The following is a 22,027-nucleotide window of genomic DNA, read 5'->3' as shown; positions in this document are numbered from 1 at the left end:
GGTTAGTGGGTTGTTCTTCGAATAATAAAATTTCCAACACCTTGAAATACGGAAATAATAAATAAAATAATAGCTACTGTTATCCAAATCATATCTCGGTAGCCCATTTGGTGTCCATACCGAATGGCAAAATCTCCCAATCCACCGGCACCAATGCTCCCCGCAATGGCAGTGATACCAATTAAGCTGACAAAAGTAATCATGGTTACACGGGTGATGCCCGGGATGCTTTCTTTTAAGTAAACGCTGAAAATGATTTCCAAAGGACTAAAACCCATGGCTTCACTGGCCTCAATTATCCCATGATCCACATCCGCTAAAACAGTTTCGATCTGCCTTGCAAAAAACGGAACTGTTCCTCCAATGAGTGCAACATAGGAGCCCGCAAGACCGGAACCCGTTCCAACAATGGCACGACTTAAGGGGATTAACAGCACCATTAAAATGATAAAGGGAATAGAGCGAATGACATCAATTGCTTTATCTAAAAATTTGTATAAAACCGGCGCTTGCAACAAGCCACCTTTTTTTGTAACAATGAGCAACACTCCTAAAATCAAACCTAAGAGAAAGGCAATGCTTCCCGAAATAAAAAGCATTTGAAAGGTCTGTTTCATACATTTCAATAATTCCCCCTGCAAAGATTGCAAATTTGGTGCAATATCATATAAAAGACTCATCCTCGAATCACCTCCATTTGAACATTTCTGCTTTGAATATAGCCAATTGCCTGTTCCATATTCTCTGCCTCTCCGCTTAATATAACAACCAATTTTCCCAAAGGCTTATTCTTCAATATATCAACGTTCCCAAAAATAATATTAGCCTGCACATGGTATACCTCCGCCAAATGGGAAATAACCGACTCCCCTGCATTTCCCCCTGAATAGGTAAGGAGTATCAGCTTTTCGCCTTTCTTCAACTGAGTTAATGCATGCTTTTCATCCAACAGCTCATAGATTTTATTAATGTTACTAGCGGTATCCATAAAATCTCTAGTCAGTTTTTCCTTGGGATGGGAGAACACCTCCACCGTTTCTCCCTCCTCCACCACACGACCTAGCTCCATAATGGCAACTCTATCACAAATATCCTTTACCACTGCCATTTCATGGGTAATCAAGACGATAGTAATGCCCAGCTCTTGGTTCACCTTTTTTAACAGATTCAAAATAGATTTTGTGGTCTGGGGATCTAGGGCACTGGTTGCCTCGTCACAAAGGAGCACCTTTGGGTCATTGGCTAATGCCCTAGCGATGGCCACCCTTTGCTTCTGGCCTCCGGAAAGCTGAGAGGGATAAACATCCTTTTTATCCGTCAAACCCACTAATTCTAGTAAGGAGAGTATCTTTTGATGCTTTTCTTCCTTTGACAGCTTACTCTTGCGTAAAGGGAAAGCAATATTTTGATAAACGGTGCGGGAGCGCAGTAGATTAAAATGTTGAAATATCATTCCGATTTTTCGCCGTTCCTCTCTCAATCGCACCTCAGGCATACTCATTAAGTCAACACCGTCAATAATCACCTTTCCTCCTGTGGGCCGCTCCAAGAGGTTAATACAGCGAACCAATGTGGATTTTCCTGCCCCCGAAAAGCCAATAATTCCAAAAATTTCGCCCTTTTTAATATCCAAATTCACTTCCTTTACTGCCTGAATTTCATCCCTGCCTTGACGAAAGGTTTTGCTTACCTTTTCCAGTTGAATCATATCCTTCTCCCCCTTACAATTACGCCCCAAAATAAAAAGCTCCCACCCAAAATGATATAAATCATTAGGGCGAGAGCATAGCTTCGCGTTACCACCTAATTTTATTTGTTTTTCACAAAACAAACCTCAACGAGTACGTCCAAATAAATCGGATAATACCCCGGCACTATAACGGGTGCACCCGTCATGATCTAAAAAAATTCGACCATGCAGCTCCAAGACCATCTTCATCAGCCTATCTTTATCCTCTTCCACCAAACGAGGACTCTCTGTAAAAGCATCCGCTCACTACTCTTCTTTTCTATGCCTTTGTTTTCTTAATTGGATTTATCATAATACAACAACTTTTTCTTGTCAACTCTTTTTCCATTGAGCTTTTGGTTTGAAATTATGGGTCATAAAAATAACCTACAAAAAAATATTTTTTTGATGGAAAAATACTAGTTAGATTGTAACTTTTATCAAGAGAAAATGCAAGACAACTTACGAAAAATCGTCATCTATCAGTTACAAACCTTATTTGTTTTTATATTTATTATATAAACCAAGCTTTCCTAAAAAACTTAAGTGTTTCGTTTCATTTTTTTGTTATTTCCCGGGAAACCAACATAAAGCAAACATAAGAAAAGCCTCTTTGCATCTGCAAAAAGGCTAAACCATTACTTTTTAATATACCGTTCATTACAACGGGAAAGAAAATAAACACAAACAGCCAATAACACAAGAAACATAGCCAGAAACACCTTGTTTAAGGGAAACATGATATCAAGTAAAGCCTTTCCAACAAAAATTGTTCCTGCCACCATATGCCAAACGCCTGACTCTTTCAAGTAAGCAGGTAAATTTTCCGGCTCAATCAGCTCTAGTGTTCGTTTGGTATAGAAAATAGTCTGACCAAACAATGCAAATACACCTCGCGCGTAAAAGTATATTCCCACAACAAAAAACAAAGACATAATATCCCTCCCACTGCGCCGTCATTTATTGCATCTAAAACAGTTTCATGGTAAGATGTTTAAGCACTATTTTAAAAAGAGCGCTTATTTGCTCTTTTATTCAAGCTGGTGTGACGCTCGTTAGACTGCTTTGCCCATTCCTTCATTTTTTCTTCAAAATCGGAAGAAGGATTGGCTGCGGATTGAGGACGGAAATATTCCTCAGCAGGGCTTGCGGGCTTTTGTGTCTGATTTGGCTTACGGAAAGGCTTCTCATTTCTAGGTTGACGTTCTTCCTTTGGCAATGCATCCCGAATGGATAAAGCAATTTTATGGGATTCTTCATCAATGGATAATACCTTAACCTTAACAATATCCCCGATTTTAATATGGTCGTTGATATCTTGTACGAAGCTGTTGGCAACCTGAGAGATATGCACTAACCCTTGCACAGAGCCTAAAGAAACAATTGCGCCAAAAGGTTTAATGCGTACAATCTTTCCTTCAACGATACTGCCTACTTCTAATTTTTCAGACATTCCAATATACACTCCCGTTCAGAATTTTAAGATTACTGGAACAGTATACCATAGATTAAACTTGAATACAAACAAAATCTAACCACTTTCGGAGGAGAATTTATGAAGAAAAAAGACATCATTACCATCCAAATTGAGGATGTTTCCTTCCCCAATAAAGCCTTTGGTTTTGTGGATGGGGAGAAGGTTGTCGTAAAAAACGGCATCCCGGGACAAACCATTCAAGCCCAGGTTATCAAAAAAAGGAGCAGTGGCATAGAAGCAAGACAGGAAGAGGTTTTACAGCGCTCCCCTCTGGAAAGACAGGACGGCGTCTGTTCCCATTTTACCCTTTGCGGCGGATGCACCTACCAAACCTTGCAACATGAAGAAGAATTAAAATTGAAGGAGCGCCAAGTAAAACGCCTCTTAGCACAAGAAAACATTCAAATAGAAAGCTGGGAAGGCATTGTTCCTGCCCCATCGGAAAAAGGCTATCGCAATAAATGCGAATTCTCCTTTGGGGATGAAGAAAAAGGTGGGGATTTGGCCTTAGGTATGCGCAAGCGCATGAGTCATTATGAGGTAGTGTCCTTAAAAGATTGCAATATTATCGATGAAGATTATTTAAAAATCATTCAAGCCACTTTGTCTTTCTTTCAAGAAAAAAATGTTCCTTTTTATCATAAATTGCGTCATGAAGGCTCTCTGCGTCATTTAGTGGTCAGAAAAGGAACAGCCACAGGGGAGATTTTGGTCAACCTCGTTACAAGCAACGAAGTACCCTTCTCAACAGAGGAGTTTAAAGAAAAGCTTTTGATATTACCTCTGGATGGATCTCTATGTGGCATCCTGCATTCTGTGAACGACAGTGTTGCTGATGTTGTGCGGAGTGATGAAATGACCGTACTTTACGGCAGAGATTATTTTATAGAAAAACTATTTGATTTAGAATTTAAGGTTTCCGTTTATTCCTTTTTTCAAACCAACACAAAGGGCGCAGAAAAATTATATTCCATAGTTAAAGAATTTGCAGGGGATGTTTCCGATAAAATGGTGTTCGATTTATACTGTGGTACCGGTACCATCGGGCAGATTATGGCAGAAGCAGGCTCCAAAAAGGTGGTAGGGATTGAATTAATCGAGGAGGCAGTTGTCGCCGCCAATGAGAATGCAGCAAGAAACAACTTGTCAAACTGTGAATTTATCGCTGGTGATGTTTTACAGAAAGTGGATGAATTAACGGAGAAGCCTGATTTAATTATTGTGGACCCTCCCCGTGATGGTATCCATCCAAAGGCAATTGGTAAAATTATTGATTTTGACGCCCCTGAAATCGTTTATGTTTCCTGTAAGCCTACCTCTTTGGCCAGAGACTTGGTAGTTTTCCAGCAAGCAGGCTATAAAGTAAAACGGGTGAAGCTGATGGATATGTTCCCAAGAACAGTACATGTGGAGACGGTCGCACTGCTTGTAAAGAAGTAAAGGGACTGAATAAGATAAATAATTATTTAGAGAAATTGAGGTGAGTATCAAGATGAAAATCAAATGTTTGTCATTCATGGAATTAGCTTTCCTTAGTGTATGCTTGATTTTCATTTTTTTGGTTCGTACAAAGTATGTATTATCATTTCTATTCTCTTTAATGATATTAATTGTTTTTGAGAATCAAATAACAAATTACAAAGTCAAATTAAAGAAGGGGAAAAAAATTTTATATGCATTTGCTTTGGTTTTTTTTGTATATATAATTATTCAGTTTTTCTTTAATTCCGTAAATACAGATCATTATACGCTTAATCAATTAAGGCTGTTATTTCAGATGCCATTGACAATGACTATTTTTTTAGGTTATTTATTTCAGGCTAGGCTGAACGATTTTAACTGGGATATTACTCCTAAAAGTTTTTTTATAGTTGTATTGCTATTTTATTTTGATTGAGTCGGCAACAATTCTGGATTTGCAAACGGAGAGTAAAACAATTAGTTTTTATATCAAAAATTTCATACAGAAATTATTTTATCCAAGTATAATAGAGGAAGTACTTTTTAGGGGCTTATTCATAAATGGGTTGCTTGCATTTAATAAAAGAGAAGATAGCGCAAACATAATTCAATCTTTTATTTTTGGTATAGTTCATATTATTGGTTATAAAGAATTATCTATAGTCATCCTTCTATCTACTAGCATTCAAATTTTTATAGGATATATATTTGGAAAAATATATATCAAAACAAAATCACTAACACCATGTATTTTACTACATGCACTTATAGATGCAATTTAGAGAACAGGATGCCAAGGGGTACAGGCTGGGCGGCATCAGAATTACAGCAAAAAGGCACGTGGAAACAGTTTGCTTGTGGTAAAAAAATAATGAGGTGAATCATATGCCACGCACAAAAGTAGGATATTCCTCTTTAATGAGGTTGAGGTAATGGATTTTTGCAGGCACCTATGAGGTTTTTCCATTACAGAAAACGAGGACGGAAGTGGAAAAGCATTCATGGTGCACACCATTTCCAGAACAACACAGTTAGTCAGTGCCCGCAACGGATTAAAAATTCATCTCCTGCCATTGGTTTCTATATATTACTTATCTGGTATGAAAATTTAAGTATGTAAAAAATGCTGTATGATTTTTCCACGACGAATACATTTGAAAAAATAACTTATTAAAAAGACTTATCGAGGAGGGCTCAGAATGGAAAAAGTTATATGGGTTAGAAGTACTGAAAAAACGTTAGGTGCAAAAGAAGATGACGGTTTGGATACCGTGAATAGGTATTTGGAGGAAGGATGAAGCGTAAAGCATATTTCGGCATGTGCTGTAGGTGAAAGTTTTTCCAAAGGCCAAGCATACATCGTAATTGAAAAGAAATAAGAACTGAATTTCATCATTTCAAAATTTTTCACTACAAAGGAAATGGAGTGACACAATTTGGAGCACAGAATTTTAAGCTTTCCCATAACTGCATCATTTGCCAATACTGAGAATACCGTTTATCCCACCTTGCTTATGGATGGACATAATATAATACTGATTGATTGTGGATTTATAGGCTCACTGCCCATCCTTGAAAAGGAACTACAACAATATGGAATATCGACCAAGCTAATTACAGGGCTAGTTTTAACCCATCACGATCATGACCATATGGGCGCAGCCGCTGCATTGAAAAGGCTAAATCCCCATATCAAAATTTATGCATCCGCGGTGGAGGCCCCCTTTATCACTGCCCAAGAGAAACCTTTAAGGCTGTGTCAAGCGGAGGAATTTCAGAAAATACTTCCTCCCCAACAGCAGGAATTCGGAAAAGCATTTTGTGATATGCTTCGTCGGGTTGAGCCTGTTCAGGTAGACGTTCTACTTCAGGATGGTGACTATTTGGATTGTTGTGAGGGATGCAAGGTAATTGCCACTCCTGGGCATACACCAGGGCATATTTCATTATTTATGGAAAAGGATTCTATCATCATAACCGGTGATGCATTTGCACTGGAAAACCACCAACCTGTTATAGCTAACCCACAATTTACACTGGACATTGTTAAGGCAACAGCATCCATGGAGAAATTACTGGCTATGAATGTAAAGTCATATTACTGCTATCATGGCGGACACTTTACTCCCCAAGGGAAATAATCTTAAGACGGAAATATTATTCAAATAAATGTAATCTTCTCATCTAAAAAGCAGTATATGGTGTATTGTAAAATACAACATTTTATGATTAAATGACCTTAAAAATGCTCTAATCTCTTCATAATAACTCTCACCTACCAACTGTCTTGGCGCAACTACAGCGGTGAAAACCTTCAGAAATATGGAACAGGCGTATTTTTTCCAAATTTATTTCTCTTAGTACCGTTCCTATTTAAAAGGAATGATAATATTCTAGACCATCCTTCCACCGAAAAGAAAGAGGTTTAAACAAATGGAACGCAGCATAATCAATTTTCATACTTTCATAAGAAGATATTGTATAGACAGAAGTGATATGCTAAAAAGTATTCGGTTAGACACTCAACTAAAAACTCTGGGAATCTACGAAAAATCAATGTCTATGACAGAAGAACAGGTCGTTCACGCAATTTATCAGAGAATAAAAAGTTTAAGTCGCGAAGAAGCGATAAAGATCGAAAATGACCCTACTTTGCGAAAAAACGAATGCAGTATCAATATTGATATTTTAGAAATCACTTTGGAAAACATTGAGAAAATAGATCCCTTGCAATATAAAAATCTAAATTCCATAAAAAACGCATGCAGCCATATGATTCAGTCTTCGAAATTGAGAGGAAACACTCATTACCATGGTTGGAGCGAGAAAGAAAAAGAAAAGATTATTGATACAGAGAGAAGCCAATTGATAACCTTGATAAACGAAACTGACGAAGATGATCTAACAGATGTACCACCGCTATTTTTTCGTAGAGTTTTATCAGAGGATAAGGAGAAATCTTTATTATTTGCAATCAAAAAGAAATGGCATGAAAAAGTGGAGCAAAAAAGCAGTTTCTCAAATAAAGATTATCTACTTATACATGAAAACGAATTTAAAAAAGTGTTTAATCAAGAAAAAATTATTCAAACCCTGCTCCAGAGAGGAGAAAAAAGAATTTACCAACTCAATCCATGGGAACTTAAAGGGGTCTCTTATCAAATGGATACACATTTGATACTGACAAACCCCAAGACTGAACTTTATTGGTGTTCAGATAAACTGGATTGGGCAATCATAAAAGACCATGAAGATCATTACCATATTTGGGGCGATTGTTTTTTTAACACCACTGAACTATTTCATACAGATTTGAATAAGAATGAAAGATAAGGTTATCGTTTACCAGGAGGTTTATGAAAGGTTGGTTGTATTTATTGAATTTCGTTGAAAATAGCTTTCCGGGATTAGAGAAAGATCTCTATGAACAAGGATTATTTGACAATATTAAAAAAAGGAAGCACTGTTGGCTAAGAAAGGCCAGCCTTATTGTAGAGCATTAATCTATAGTAAGAAGAACTGCACATTCTGGCAGTCCATCCTAATTACCCATACAAAGGAATTGTACAAGAACTTATAAAGAAAAAAATCCTTACCATGTAGTTGCTCTTATTAAAAACAGAGGTACATTTCTACAAACATTTAATCTCATTAAAAGAGGTTTTATTCTTTGTAAATAAATAACAGACTAAGGTCTAAACTTTACAAGAATAAAACCTCTTTTTCATATCACTATATAAAAACACCTTATATTTAGAGACTATTACAACCCGTATAAATAATTTCATTTTTTCCTCTATATCTTCATCTATTCATCACTTCTCAAAATACCCCATGCATTCTATTGTTGTATACAACAACAATAATTTAAATTTAATAATAAATATTATTATTTAATAATTAACAATAAGTATTATTGACAATATACCCAAAAAATGCTAAACTTCTACAATATAAAATATTACTTAAATTTAATGGTTACACTATATCTTTCCTTTTTATAATTTGTTATTTTTATATAGAGTTTGTTTAAAGTAAGTTCGTCCCAAAATATATTTATTTCATATAAAAAGATGACTAGCTTTAATCTTTGTTTTATCACAACAATATAAAATACTTACTTAAAAGGAGGTATTCTAAGCCATAAGAAAATATGCCACTTTAAGATTTCACAGGATAGTTAGCGCCTTAAAACTTAAATTACATAGTTTCGTAATAAAATATAAATCCGTATTATTCCTTATCTCTTCTATTCTTTTATCAATTTATTGTTTTGAGCAGAAACATTATCTCTCATAAAAGGGTATTGAAACGTGAAATACAGTTTATTACGAATAAACATGGCGAACATCACATTTTACTTATAGTTATATGGTATTGCATCAATTATCCATTCTTATGGTTAATTAAAAAATATGAATTAGCTCTTCACACTTCTAGGAATTCTTGTAGAGTGATAGCCATTATCGAATTCTCATAAGTCAAGTTTTCAGCAAGAAAAAATGCAATATCCTAAACAATGCAGCTAACGATTTTTAATGAACACATAGCATAAACCTATTCAAAGAATTTTTCTCAAAAAACAAAGGAGCGTGCAACATGTTAAAAACTGCGAAACTTAAGACAAAGATAGTGCTTTTATTTGGCGCAATAATCCTAACAACAATTTTTATTCAGGGCATGGTATCATTTATACAACTTACTAAATCCCATAATGCCACCATTAACGCTTATAAGGAAAACTTTGACACATTAATCGAAGTGAGCGTTGATAATTTAATCAGTGTCTTAGATGTAAACCATCAACGCTATTTGGATGGGGAAATTACCCATGAAGAAGAAATGAAGGCCGCCGAAAAAATTGTTCGTGATACCCGGTACAATGACGGAGAAGGATACTTTTGGGCAGACTTGGAAAGTGGCGTTTGTGCCGTACATATGAATCCGGAATTTGAAGGTGCACAAAGGTTGCAAGCACAAGATAAGGCTGGAAACCTCTATATTCAAAATTTGATTGCTGCAGGAAAACAGCCAAATGGGGGATTTACAGAATATTACTTCACCAAGCCAAATGAGGAAGGTGTTTTCAAAAAACGAGGATATACAAAAAAATATGAACCTTATGGATGGTATATCAGCACAGGCAATTATTATGACGATATTGATAAAATCATTGAACAATATCAGAAAGACAAATACCTTTCCCTCCTTGGCATTGCAGCCTGTGGTGCCGCCGTTGGTGCCTTCGGTATCTTTTGGATGTTTGTCATTGCGGGAAGAATAACTGGGCATCTGAAGCGTGTCACAGACCGCCTTACCCTTCTTAGCCAAGGAGATTTACATTCTCCTGTAATTGAAGTACACACAGGGGATGAATTTGAAACCTTATCCCTTGCCACAAAGCAAACAGTGGATAACTTAAGCGGAATTATGTATGATATTCATGAAGTGATGAAAAGATTTTCTGCCGGAAACTTTGTTATCAACTCAACGTTAGAATATAGCGGTGATTTGTCGGGAATCAATGATTCCATTCAAAGTTTTTCAGCCAATATTTCTAAAACATTGTCACAAATTAATGCTACCTCTACGGAAGTTGCCCGAGGCTCCAGTCAAGTTTCAGAGGGCGCCCAAGTCCTAGCCCAAGGAGCCACGGAACAAGCCGCCTCCATTCAAGAGTTGGCTGAACTTGCCAATGAAATGACAGAAACGATTCACCGCACCGCAAATGATGCCGCACAAGCAAAGCAAATTGCCATAGACTCCAGTCATTCTTCTGTCCAAGGCCAGCAGCAAATGCAAGAAATGATTGCAGCAATGGAAAAAATTAGTGATGCTTCTAATGAAATCGGCAAAATCATCAAAAATATTGATGACATTGCATTTCAAACAAATATCCTTGCCTTAAATGCAGCCGTTGAAGCGGCACGGGCAGGAGAAGCAGGAAAAGGGTTTGCCGTGGTAGCCGACGAGGTTCGCAATCTTGCAGGGAAATCAGCCGAAAGTGCAAAACTCACCTCACAGTTGATTGAAAATTCTATCACAGCAATTGCAAATGGTTCAAAGATAGTCTCTGAAACAGCAGAGTCCTTAAATCATATTATTTTAAGCTCTGAAAAAACTGCTGACGTCATTCAAAGTATTGCAGACGCAGCCATCCAACAAAAACATTCTATGGATGAGGTAAGCAATAGCCTTGTCCAGGTTTCAAGTGTAATTCAAATAAACAGTGCAACCTCTGAGGAAAGTGCCGCTGCCAGCGAAGAGATATCAGGTCAGGCAGAGATTCTGAAGGATTTAATCAATCATTTTCAGTTTCAAAATCAAGATTCATCCTTTACAGAATAAATTTCCGTTTTCAGAGTCCTTTCATTACATAGGTCAGCGGAAATTTTGTATCCCACCTTTTGGGTTGCGAAAAATACTCTTAAAGTCCATAGTATTGCTGAGAAAATAACCACCTTGATATCAAGGTGGTTATTTGATTTCTGAACCTCCTCTATTTCAACATATCTATAAATTTGTGTTAGTAAAAAAAGCAAAGGGGTGTGCCTATCCCTTTGCTTGTTGCCTCATAAAATTTTTCTAAATTTGCTAAGCAAGATTCCTGCTCATTAAACCAAATTTGTATAGCCCATCAGGGTTTTATCCACTTCCCTTGCCACACTGCGTCCTTCTTTAATTGCCCAAACAACCAGTGACTGCCCTCTGTGCATATCTCCCGTAACAAAAACCTTTGGGACATTTGTATGAAAGCTGTTTTCAGATGTTTTGACATTCGTTCGCTCATTCAGCTCAATTTTAAATGCCTGTGCCACATAGCTTTCGGCACCAACAAAACCTGCCGCAATCAACACCAAATCTACATCAATTGTCTTTTCACTGCCCTTCACATGACCAAAGGACACTACTCCGTTTTTATCCACCTTTTTCTCCAGCTTTACAATTTTCGCTTTTACAACATTACCATCCTTATCTAAAACAAACTCTGTGACCGTTGTTTCGTAAAGTCGAGGGTCTCGCCCAAAAACAGCAATTGCCTCCTGTTGCCCATAATCGGTTTTTAAAACCTTTGGCCATTCCGGCCAGAGGTTATCGTTTGCTCTTTCCACAGGAGGCTTTGGCATCATTTCCAGTTGGACTACACTTTTTGCACCGTGACGGATAGACGTTCCCACGCAGTCGTTCCCTGTATCGCCACCGCCAATCACCAAAACATTTTTTCCTTTTGCAGAAATATACTTGCCGTCTTTTAAATCGCTGTCTAAAAGACTTTTGGTTGTTGCTTTCAAAAAATTCACTGCGAAATAAATGCCTTTTCCATCTCTGCCGGGCACCTTAATATCCCGAGGATTGGATGCACCGCAGGCAAGAATGACGGAATCATAGTCCTTAATCAGTCTTTCTGCCTTTATGGAGTTTCCAATGTCCGCATTGGTAACAAATTCAATGCCTTCTGCCTTCATAATATCTATTTTGCGGTCAATGACGTTTTTCTCAAGCTTCATATTAGGAATACCATACATCAATAAACCGCCGACTCTGTCATTACGTTCAAACACAACAACGCTATGCCCTCTTTTATTCAGCTGATCCGCCGCCGCAAGGCCTGATGGCCCACTGCCAACCACTGCAATTTTCTTACCTGTTCTTACCTTAGGCGGATTTGGTTGAACCAATCCATTGGCATATCCGTTTTCAATAATGCTCCATTCATTCTCTTTGATGGTAACAGGAGTATCATTCAGTCCACAAGTACAAGCCGCTTCGCAAGGAGCAGGACAAACCCTGCTTGTAAATTCAGGAAAGCTGTTAGTTTTTAAAAGTCTGCCTAACGCCCGATCTGGCTTTTCCAAATAGATTAAATCATTCCACTCGGGAATCAAATTATTTAATGGGCAGCCCGAGGTCATTCCTTTTATCATCATTCCACTCTGACAGAAGGGTACGCCACAGTCCATACATCTTGCCGCCTGTTGTTCTTGTTCTCTTTTTAATAAATGCTCGTGAAAATCCTGAAAGTGTTTAATTCTTTCCTTAGGGCTTATTTCGCCCCCGGATTTTCTTTCAAATTCCAAAAATCCTGTTGCTTTTCCCATGCATAATCCCCCCTGTCTTATTTATTTGAATAGAATGCATAGAATGCCTCAATCAATGCCTCATCACCGCTCAGCCCTTTTTCTTCCAAACGAAGGGTGGCCTTATGCATCTTATCGAAATCATGGGGCAGAACCTTTTTGAACTTAGGCAAATAATTAGCAAAATCATCAAGGATCTCTTTTCCCTTTTTGGAACCCGTCAGCTTGACATGGTTTGTAAGCATTTCCTTCAACACGGTAACATCTTGCTTATGCAAAATCTCCTCCAAGGATACCAGCTCCTTGTTTACTCTGGTATAGAAATCTCTGTTTTCATCCAAAACATAGGCAACGCCACCACTCATGCCTGCGGCAAAGTTTTTGCCTGTATTCCCAATAATAACGGCAATTCCCCCCGTCATATATTCACAGCCATGGTCACCAACGCCTTCAACAACGGCTCTGGCACCGGAATTACGAACACAGAAGCGTTCTCCTGCAACACCGTTAATATATGCCTCACCATCCGTTGCGCCATACAGTGCAACATTGCCGATAATAATATTTTCATCCTCTTTCAATTTGCTTTTTCTTGGTGGATACACGACTAATTTCCCTCCGGAAAGACCTTTTCCGAAATAGTCGTTACTGTCCCCTTCCAATTCTAAGGTTAACCCCTTTGGAATAAAAGCACCAAAGCTCTGTCCTCCTGCACCATTGCATTTAACATGTATTGTGTTATCTGCAAGACCCTCAGGATATCTCTTTGTCATTTCGGAGCCTAAAATGGTGCCAACGGTACGGTTCGTATTCTTTACGTCCACCTCAATAAAAGCAGGTGCTTTGCTTTCTATGGAGCCCTTCAGCTTTGGGTATAAAACCTTTAAATCCAAGGTATCTTGCAAATGGTAATCATAAACCTGCTTTGGATCAAAACCAAAGTGCTGCCCCGGTTCTGCAAAAGGATTGTTAATGATTCTTGCCAGCTCTACCTTCGTGGTCCTTGTTCTTGCACCATCACGAATTTTTAACAGGTCACTGCGTCCAACCATTTCTGCAATGGTTCTAAAGCCCAGCTTCGCCATATACTCCCTTAATTCTTGGGCAATGAAGTACATAAAATTCACTACATATTCAGGCTTGCCCTTAAATCTTTTCCTTAACTCGGGGTTTTGGGTGGCAACGCCAACAGGACAAGTATCCAAATTACAAACGCGCATCATCACACACCCCATGGTTACCAATGGTGCCGTTGCAAATCCAAATTCCTCAGCTCCCATCAATGCGGCAAGGGCGACATCACGACCACTCATAAGCTTTCCGTCTGTTTCCAACGTAACCTTATTTCTAAGGCCATTGCGGATTAAGGTTTGATGGGTTTCCGTCAAACCCAGCTCCCACGGAATCCCCGCATGCTGAATAGAAGTTCTTGGTGCCGCTCCCGTGCCGCCGTCATAGCCTGAAATCAGGATAACCTGAGCTCCAGCTTTTGCGACACCTGCGGCAATGGTGCCTACCCCTGCCTCAGCGCAAAGCTTTACGGTTATTCTTGCATCACGGTTGGCATTTTTCAAATCATAAATCAACTGTGCCAAGTCCTCAATGGAGTAAATATCATGGTGGGGCGGAGGAGAAATTAAACCAACACCAGGGGTTGAATGTCTTGTTTTAGCAATCCAAGGGTACACCTTTTCCGCAGGCAAATGACCACCTTCCCCTGGCTTTGCCCCCTGAGCCATTTTAATCTGAATTTCCTTTGCACTCACCAAATATCTGCTGGTTACACCAAAACGACCAGACGCAACTTGCTTAATTGCAGAGCATCGGCTGTCTCCATTGGGGTCAGGGGTCAAACGATCAATGCTTTCTCCCCCCTCCCCACTATTGCTTTTGCCGCCAATACGATTCATGGCAATGGCAAGGGTTTCATGGGCTTCCTGACTGATGGAGCCATAGCTCATTGCTCCCGTTTTGAAACGCTTTACAATAGATTCAACGCTCTCCACCTCTTCAATGGGGATAGGATTATCCAAAAACTTAAAACCAATTAAACCTCGTAATGTCACCTTTGCTTCATCATTCACCATGCGGGTATACTCTTTAAACAGGTAATAATCTCCCGTTCTGGTGGCTTCCTGCAAAAGGTGAATGGTTTGGGGATTATACAAATGCTTTGACTTATTGCTTCTGAACTTGTGGCTTCCAACACTATCTAATGTAAGATCCGTATCCAGACCCAAGGGGTCAAAGGCACTGTTGTGCCACTCGTGGAATTCCTTTTGGATGTCGTCCAAATCAACGCCCTCAATTCTGGTAACGGTATTGGTAAAATACTTATCCACAACCTTTGAATCAATGCCCACAGCCTCAAAAATTTGCGCTCCTTGATAGGATTGAATTGTGGAAATACCCATTTTAGATGCAATTTTTACAATACCATGAAGAATAGCACCATTATAATCATTTACCGCTGCATAATAATCCTTATCCAAAATATCATCATCAATTAAATTTGCAATGGTATCTTGTGCCAAATAAGGATTCACCGCACAAGCACCATAGCCCAGTAATGTGGCAAAATGATGAACCTCTCTTGGTTCTGCGGTTTCCAGAATTAAGGCAATACTGGTTTTCTTTTTGGTTTTCACCAAATATTTGCTGACTGCTGAAACTGCCAATAGGGATGGAATGGGTACATGATTTTCATCCACATCACGGTCGGAAAGAATAATTATATTCACCCCGTCTCTGTAAGCTCTATCAACCTCTACAAACAGCCGTTCAACGGCTCTTTCCAGCTGAGTATTTTTGTAATAGGTAATGGGAATTACCGTGGACTTAAAACCATCAATATCTAAATCCCTGATTTTCATTAAATCTGTATTAGTGAGGATTGGGTTATTCACACGAATAACCTTACAGTTTTCCGGCTTTTCTTCCAAAAGATTGCCTGCCCCACCAATATAAACTGTAGTACTTGTTACAATCTCCTCTCGAATGGCATCAATGGGAGGATTTGTAACCTGAGCAAACATCTGCTTAAAATAGTTAAACAGTGGTTTTTTTGTTTCCGAAAGCACAGCCAAGGGTGTATCTGTACCCATGGAAGCAATGGCTTCCTCACCCGTTTTTGCCATAGGAAGAATGGCTGTCATTACCTCTTCATAAGTATAGCCAAAGGTTTTTTGCAATCTTGCCAGTTCCTCCTTGGTATACTGAGGTGTTTTTTTGTTTGGAATTGAAATATCCTTTAAGTGCACAAGATTTTTATCAATCCATTCACCGTAGGGTTGTCGTGTTGCATATTGTTCTTTCAAATCATCATCATCTATAATGGTTCCCTTTGTTGTGTCCACAAGAAGCATTTTTCCGGGGCGCAAACGGTCTTTTTTAATGATTTTCTCCACAGGAATATCCAAAACACCTACCTCAGAGGATAAAATCAGCCTATCATCATCAGTAATGTAATAACGGGAAGGCCTTAAGCCATTTCTATCTAAAACTGCACCCAATACCTCTCCATCAGAGAATAAAATGGAGGCAGGGCCATCCCAAGGTTCCAGCATTGTGGCATAATATTGGTAAAAATCCTTTTTGGCCTGACTAATGTGCTTATTGTTGCTCCAAGGCTCAGGAATAGTAACCATAACCGCCAAAGGCAAATCCATACCACTCATAGCGAGAAACTCCAACGTATTATCCAGCATGGCACTGTCGGATCCTGATTGGTTAATAATCGGTAAAACCTTATGCATTTCTCCTTTGAAAACATCTGCCGCCATGGTTTCCTCACGGGCAAGCATTAAGTCAGAATTGCCACGGATTGTATTAATTTCTCCGTTATGTAAAATATAACGGTTGGGGTGAGCCCGATCCCAGCTTGGTGTCGTATTCGTGCTAAAACGAGAATGTACCATACCAATGGCAGATTCATAGTCTCTATCCTGTAAATCCAAAAAGAACAATCGCAGCTGATTTACCAAGAACATTCCTTTATATACAATGGTTCGGGTAGATAGAGAAACCACATAAGAATCGTCATTGCTTTGTTCAAAAACCCGCCTTGCCACATACACCTTGCGCTCAAAATCCAGACCTTTTTTTGTATCCCCTTTTCTTTTGATAAAGCACTGTAAAATATAAGGCTTACAGTCTAAGGCTTGCTTTCCTAAAATAGAAGCATTGGTAGGAACCTCTCTCCATCCCACAAACTCTAAATCTTCTTTTTCTACAATGATTTCAAACATTTTTTTCGCACGGTTTCTCTCCAGCTCTCCTTGGGGCAAAAAAAACATGCCCACTGCATAATCGCCTTCTTCACCAATACAGTATCCTAATTTTTTTGCCTCTTTTGAGAAGAATCTGTGAGAAATCTGCAATAAAATTCCTACGCCATCTCCAGTCTTGCCCTCTCCGTCCTTACCTGCTCTGTGTTCCAAGTTTTCTACAATTTTCAAAGCATCCTCTACAGTTTGGTGGCTTCTGATGCCTTTAATATTTACGATTGCACCAATCCCGCAGTTATCATGCTCAAAGCTTGGGTCATACAGACCCATTGCTTCGTTGGGTTGCTGAAACAAATTGTTCCCCATACTCCTCATCCTTTCCAAACTTCTTCTTCGTAGCTGTTCTCCACGTTTTTCCACTCAGTCTCTTGGAACGAAAAACGTTTATCACATATTCCCTTAATTTTTCGGAAAAAAAATTTCCCCATTTGTAATTTGGAGAAAAAAAAAAGTCCTTAAACACGCAGAACTACGCTGTTTAAGAACTCCTTTGATCTTGGGCACAATTATAATACATTTTTTTCATCATTGCAATGATGAAAAAAGGAGCAAAAAAGGATAATTAAAAAAAGTATAAAATTCTAAACATTTCTTACTACACCCTTTGCCCCTTGAAAAAATTTTATTGGATATAATTATTAAAAAAAAACACAGTCTTACATAAAATATATGAGTAATTACATGGGTCATGAAAAAAACGACTGATAGTTTTTTTTACATTCCATTGCAGACGTACAAATGTTTTTAATAAATGAGCAGAAAATACCTTATTTTCCTGCCATTTGCATGCCTTTATGCCAAAAAGATTCCCATTCCATTTTTTCACTTCGCCTTCATCTTATATCAATAAAACAAAAAAGCGTTACCCATTTATTAGATAACGCTTTTTTATGGTTTATTTCATTTCTCAACGATTATTTTACGTCCTTTGCATCGCTCCAAACATGATCCAAACCATAAAAATCTCTTTGTTCTTTATTAAACAAATGAATCAAGAGGTTGCCAAAATCCAGCAAAATCCATGTAGCACCGCTGTATCCTTCGGAGTGATGCAGTTTTACATCTTCCAGAGTCAGCTTACGCACGATTTCATCTGCCATTCCTCTTAAATGATTTACATTATTACCGCTTGCTATTACAAAGCAGTCCGCAATATTGGATAAACCTCTTAAATCCAAAACTCGAATATCCTGTCCTAATTTATCCTCCAATGCCTCTTGGGCAATCTTGGCAGCTTTCATTGCGTCCATGTTATTCCTCCTTAACAATCCTTATAATATTCTATTGCTTCTAACGAAAGAGGGTGTATTTCCCGTCCCTTGGTTTTTACATATTTTATTGTTTCTTCTAAAATATATTTCATAGCCATATTCAGGTCCAGATATGCCAGCCTTCTAGCTTCCTCTAATCCATCAAAAGATTCCCGATTTGGTTCAATATAGTCAGCAATATAGATAATCTTTTCCAGTAAAGACATGCTTGCTTTTCCTGTAGTATGAAAGCGAATTGCTCCCAAAATTTCTTCATCTGCAACCAAATACTCTCTTTTTGCTACCTCCGCCCCTAAAAAAGGATGAATCAAATCAGGTATCTTTTTCATATATTCATCCACAGGCACCTTATATTCCTTACAAAAACGTTCTCTCATTTCCGGAGGAAAATCCTTGGCACAATCGTGTAATAAGCCTGCAACCCGTGCCTTTTGCTTGTCCCTTTGGGTACCGTAAATTTCTGCCAGACGTTCCGCTTCATCGGCTACACCCATGGTATGGATATATCTCTTAATTGACAATGCAGACTGCAATTTTTCCTGCATTACCCCTAAATCCAGCATAAATTTCACCTCATCCTTTTCTTTGTCCTGATACAGGCAGAATTTATGGATATAATCCTCCACAGCCTGAGGCAATAAATATTTAATTGGTTCCCCTCTTTTTTCCCGATTTCTAATATCAGAGGAGGAAATTGCCAGTGCAGGCACTTCCATAAAATGGATTCGGCTGGTAAATTTCTCTTTGATTTCCCGAATATCCCCATATAAACGCTCTCTATCATACCCCGGTCTGGTCACCGCAACAAAATCGCATAACGATAAAAGTCGTTCCGGCTCCTTCCAGTTCATGATTTGGTGAATGGCATCTGCCCCTGTAATAAAATAAAGCCTTACATCAGGTCGACACATTTGCTTCAATGCTTCAATGGTATCAATAGTATATGTCATACCGGGTCGGTCAATTTCAATGCGAGACACTTCAAAATTTTGATTGCGCATGGTTGCTAATACAGTCATCAAATAACGATGCTCATTTGCTGTTATCTGACGCTTTGCCTTGTGTGCCGGTCTGCCGGTAGGAATAAAAATGACCTTGTCCACATTAAAACGATGGCGCACAGCCTCCGCCGTCACCAAATGTCCATTATGAATGGGATCAAAGGTACCACCCATAATGGCTATACTTTTGCATTCCCTAAAACTTGCTATTTCACTTCGCATAGAAACGCCTCTTTATCTTTTCTTCTCCAATAGTTTGACTTCAGCTAGCCTTTGCAACGCCAATCCATAATCTCCCGCTGTTTTTCTTGCAGCAACCCACAATAAATGCAGACCCTCAAAGATAATGTCTCTTGTTTCCTCATCCTCATCCTTTAAAGTTTGCAATGTTCGCAACGTATTTTTGGTTGATAAAACAACCTCTCCTTGTTCATCTGTATGGGTGGCAGACAGCAATTCGAACAATGCATCCACAAACTTTTCTCGTTTCTGGGGGGTTAAGCTTTTCAACCAGCATTTTAGAGTTCTATTCCAAAATTTGCTTTCCACAGAAACTGCCTCTAACCGAACGAAATCTGCCCCCATAACTTCCCAGGAATAAGGATCGTGCTGCATTACGCCCTTCTCTGCGCTTTTCACCACAGTATATTCTCCCTGATGATTCATCAGCATTCCAATAATAGAGGATTGGGGAACAAAGGTATGCAATTTTTCAAGAATATCACGATATCCTTGAAAACGAAGCATCCCTTCCTGAAAGCCGGGCCCATCATGGTTATATATACATACAATTCGTTCTTGTACTTCTTTAGGATTCACTGCCGAGGCAAAAACTGCTAAATTTCCACCTTTTGAATGCCCTCCAACACGAATCTCTCCCGAAAGCTGCTGAGCCACATACAAAAGATAAGCTGCCGCCGCTGTCTGCGCAGGAACGAGATCCAAAAAGCTCATATTAAAATCCTCTTTCCAGCCAATCAAAGATAAGTCCGTTCCTCTGTAGGAAACAAAAAAAGTACCATCCCCAACAAGAACCGTAATAGCAGAGAACTGCGCTTCCTTTTCTATATCAATATGGTCTGCATAAAAGCAAACCGCCATATTTTGAAAGCGTGGGCTTTTCCCCATGAGCTGTAGCAATACAACATCTTGAGGATCTCGAATATGAAGCTTTTCTTGAGGAAGCTCTTTGACTCTTTGCGCCAATTCACAAATAGATACAGGCTGGGCATCGTATTGCATTAAGACCTCTGTTAAAAAATGATAGGATAAGCATGTTATAATAAAGCCATCCACATCCTGAAACGGGAATTGCTTCAACGTTAAATCTCCGCGCCAAAGGAGATAATCTAATACGTTAGCCATGGCATCCTCTCCAAAGTAATTATTATTTTGATTTTGGCAATTCTATCACAGGCTTGGTCTTTGATTGACGAAATAACACAAATTTATTTCCAATCACCTGAACAACGTCTGCCCCTGTTCTGCTGCCAAGCAGTTCTGCCGCTTCCGCAGCCGATAACATATTATTATCCAGGACGCTGACTTTTATTAATTCTCTTGCTTCCAGCGCATTATGCACCGTATCTCTCAGTTCAGGTGTCACACCGTTCTTCCCTACCTGAAAAATAGCATCTATTCCGTTTGACATAGAACGTAAATATGCTCTTTGCTTACTTGTCAACATAAAATCCTCCAATTTTGAAAATACTTTTTACCGATTATAAATGTACTGATAATAAACTCCGAAACTACACTTCTTATGAGTCAAAATACTCCCACAAAACAAGCTTATAAAAGTTTATTAAACACCTATAATATACCTTAAACATCATAGCACACAACCCCTTATTTTGCAATCTCCCCCCAAAAAAGCATCTACTTATCATATTATTTACTTTTTTCAAAAAATCATTGTTCCATGAATGTATTGATGATAAAATGTAGTATAATAAATAAAATCACACAATACGGACTTGTGTTGTTTCATAAGCCATTTGTTTCGTAAGCCATTGTATTCGGTTTATTATACTATTTGCAATTTTGTTTAAAATAAAACACTATCAGCGCAATTGGTCTGGTTTTCATACCTTAAATATAGGAGGAACGCGACATGGATTTTCAAATCGGTTCACGGCTTAAAGAACTGCGGAATAAAAAAAAATTAAGCATTGCCGAGCTTTCTAAAATTTCAGAAGTAAGTACCGGCTTAATCAGCCAAATTGAGCGTGATTTGGTTGTGCCTTCAGTGGTCAGCCTCTGGCGCTTGGCCAGTGCATTGGATACAAATATAAATTATTTTTTTGAAGATAAAGAAAAAGAAGATGGCATCCTCATCCGTCGAGGAGATCATAAAATCATTGTAACCCACCACAATAACAGTTTTTATAAACTATTGTCTCCCACTCGTGCTGGGCATTTGTTGGATATGACAGAAGTTCGTTTGGAAAAAGGATGTACCTATGAAAAGGAGACCCTTTGCCATGAAGGAGAAGAATGTGGATATGTACTAAAAGGTACATTGACCGTCCACTTAAACGGTAACGAGTACGTGCTATATGAAGGTGACAGCATTTATTTTAGCAGTTCCTTACCCCATAAATATATTAATAACACGGATGAAGAATGTATTTCGATTTGGGCAATGACTCCTCCTTTTTTTTAAACAGATACACCACGCTGCGTATTGCAGCGTTTTTTATTTTCAATATACTTCTACAGCAA

The 22,027-nt window shown here is 38.6% G+C and carries 16 protein-coding genes and 1 other annotated feature; of the genes, 6 read left to right on the top strand and 10 right to left on the bottom strand.

Features of this window, described 5'->3' with window-relative positions:
* Positions 1–2: 2 nt before the first annotated feature.
* The 4 genes from CPRO_RS02920 to CPRO_RS02905 form a co-directional block, all read right to left on the bottom strand.
* Positions 3–680, bottom strand: coding sequence for a methionine ABC transporter permease (locus tag CPRO_RS02920; RefSeq protein ID WP_066047695.1), 678 nt, complete (start codon positions 678–680; stop codon positions 3–5).
* Positions 677–1,708 (bottom strand): methionine ABC transporter ATP-binding protein, encoded by a 1,032-nt coding sequence (locus CPRO_RS02915; protein ID WP_066047693.1) that lies wholly within the window; start codon positions 1,706–1,708, stop codon positions 677–679. Before CPRO_RS02915 ends, CPRO_RS02920 begins: the two co-directional genes overlap by 4 nt.
* Positions 1,709–1,770: 62 nt before the next feature.
* Positions 1,771–2,021, bottom strand: a binding site (T-box leader).
* Positions 2,022–2,367: 346 nt separating this feature from the next.
* Complete coding sequence (locus CPRO_RS02910) at positions 2,368–2,664, bottom strand: hypothetical protein (RefSeq protein ID WP_066047691.1); 297 nt, start codon at positions 2,662–2,664, stop codon at positions 2,368–2,370.
* Positions 2,665–2,735: 71 nt separating this feature from the next.
* Positions 2,736–3,182, bottom strand: a complete 447-nt coding sequence (locus CPRO_RS02905; RefSeq protein WP_066047689.1) for a S1 RNA-binding domain-containing protein — start codon at positions 3,180–3,182, stop codon at positions 2,736–2,738.
* A 102-nt stretch (positions 3,183–3,284) separates the two neighbouring features.
* Between CPRO_RS02905 and rlmD the strand changes: the two genes are divergently transcribed.
* The 5 genes from rlmD (at position 3,285) to CPRO_RS02875 (ending at position 11,015) form a co-directional block, all read left to right on the top strand.
* A complete protein-coding gene (gene rlmD, locus CPRO_RS02900) occupies positions 3,285–4,646 on the top strand; it encodes a 23S rRNA (uracil(1939)-C(5))-methyltransferase RlmD (protein ID WP_066047688.1) in 1,362 nt (453 codons plus the stop codon).
* 431 nt (positions 4,647–5,077) lie between these two features.
* Positions 5,078–5,449 carry a CPBP family intramembrane glutamic endopeptidase gene (locus tag CPRO_RS16180; RefSeq protein WP_066047684.1) on the top strand — a complete coding sequence of 124 codons (372 nt, stop codon included), beginning with the start codon at positions 5,078–5,080 and terminating at the stop codon, positions 5,447–5,449.
* Positions 5,450–6,103: 654 nt separating this feature from the next.
* The gene (locus tag CPRO_RS02885) at positions 6,104–6,808 is read left to right on the top strand and encodes an MBL fold metallo-hydrolase (RefSeq protein ID WP_066047682.1); all 705 of its coding nucleotides are present in this window, start codon (positions 6,104–6,106) and stop codon (positions 6,806–6,808) included.
* 292 nt (positions 6,809–7,100) lie between these two features.
* Positions 7,101–8,000 (top strand): hypothetical protein, encoded by a 900-nt coding sequence (locus CPRO_RS02880; RefSeq protein ID WP_066047680.1) that lies wholly within the window; start codon positions 7,101–7,103, stop codon positions 7,998–8,000.
* Positions 8,001–9,266: 1,266 nt separating this feature from the next.
* The gene (locus CPRO_RS02875; protein ID WP_066047678.1) at positions 9,267–11,015 is read left to right on the top strand and encodes a methyl-accepting chemotaxis protein; all 1,749 of its coding nucleotides are present in this window, start codon (positions 9,267–9,269) and stop codon (positions 11,013–11,015) included.
* A gap of 266 nt (positions 11,016–11,281) precedes the next feature.
* Here CPRO_RS02875 and CPRO_RS02870 read toward each other — a convergent pair whose 3' ends face one another.
* The 6 genes from CPRO_RS02870 to yhbY form a co-directional block, all read right to left on the bottom strand.
* Positions 11,282–12,766, bottom strand: coding sequence for a glutamate synthase subunit beta (locus CPRO_RS02870; protein ID WP_066047675.1), 1,485 nt, complete (start codon positions 12,764–12,766; stop codon positions 11,282–11,284).
* 17 nt (positions 12,767–12,783) lie between these two features.
* A complete protein-coding gene (gene gltB, locus CPRO_RS02865; RefSeq protein ID WP_096348691.1) occupies positions 12,784–17,337 on the bottom strand; it encodes a glutamate synthase large subunit in 4,554 nt (1,517 codons plus the stop codon).
* A gap of 608 nt (positions 17,338–17,945) precedes the next feature.
* Positions 17,946–18,281 carry a ribosome silencing factor gene (gene rsfS / locus CPRO_RS02860; RefSeq protein ID WP_066047673.1) on the bottom strand — a complete coding sequence of 112 codons (336 nt, stop codon included), beginning with the start codon at positions 18,279–18,281 and terminating at the stop codon, positions 17,946–17,948.
* Between the two features lie 11 nt (positions 18,282–18,292).
* Entirely contained in the window at positions 18,293–19,525 is a 1,233-nt protein-coding gene (nadD, locus tag CPRO_RS16000) for a nicotinate-nucleotide adenylyltransferase (RefSeq protein WP_066047671.1), read from the bottom strand.
* Positions 19,526–19,537: 12 nt separating this feature from the next.
* Positions 19,538–20,668 carry an Mbeg1-like protein gene (locus CPRO_RS02850; RefSeq protein ID WP_066047670.1) on the bottom strand — a complete coding sequence of 377 codons (1,131 nt, stop codon included), beginning with the start codon at positions 20,666–20,668 and terminating at the stop codon, positions 19,538–19,540.
* A 22-nt stretch (positions 20,669–20,690) separates the two neighbouring features.
* The gene (gene yhbY / locus CPRO_RS02845; protein ID WP_066047668.1) at positions 20,691–20,990 is read right to left on the bottom strand and encodes a ribosome assembly RNA-binding protein YhbY; all 300 of its coding nucleotides are present in this window, start codon (positions 20,988–20,990) and stop codon (positions 20,691–20,693) included.
* A gap of 426 nt (positions 20,991–21,416) precedes the next feature.
* On the opposite strand from yhbY, the gene CPRO_RS02840 reads away from it, so the two are divergent.
* Positions 21,417–21,968 (top strand): cupin domain-containing protein, encoded by a 552-nt coding sequence (locus CPRO_RS02840; RefSeq protein WP_066047664.1) that lies wholly within the window; start codon positions 21,417–21,419, stop codon positions 21,966–21,968.
* Positions 21,969–22,027 lie beyond the last annotated feature (59 nt).

Origin of the sequence: Anaerotignum propionicum DSM 1682 (assembly GCF_001561955.1) — a bacterium.
Taxonomy (GTDB): Bacteria; Bacillota; Clostridia; order Lachnospirales; family Anaerotignaceae; genus Chakrabartyella; species Chakrabartyella propionicum.
Note: the sequence above shows the minus strand (reverse complement) of the source record. Positions and strands in the feature narration are given on the sequence as shown.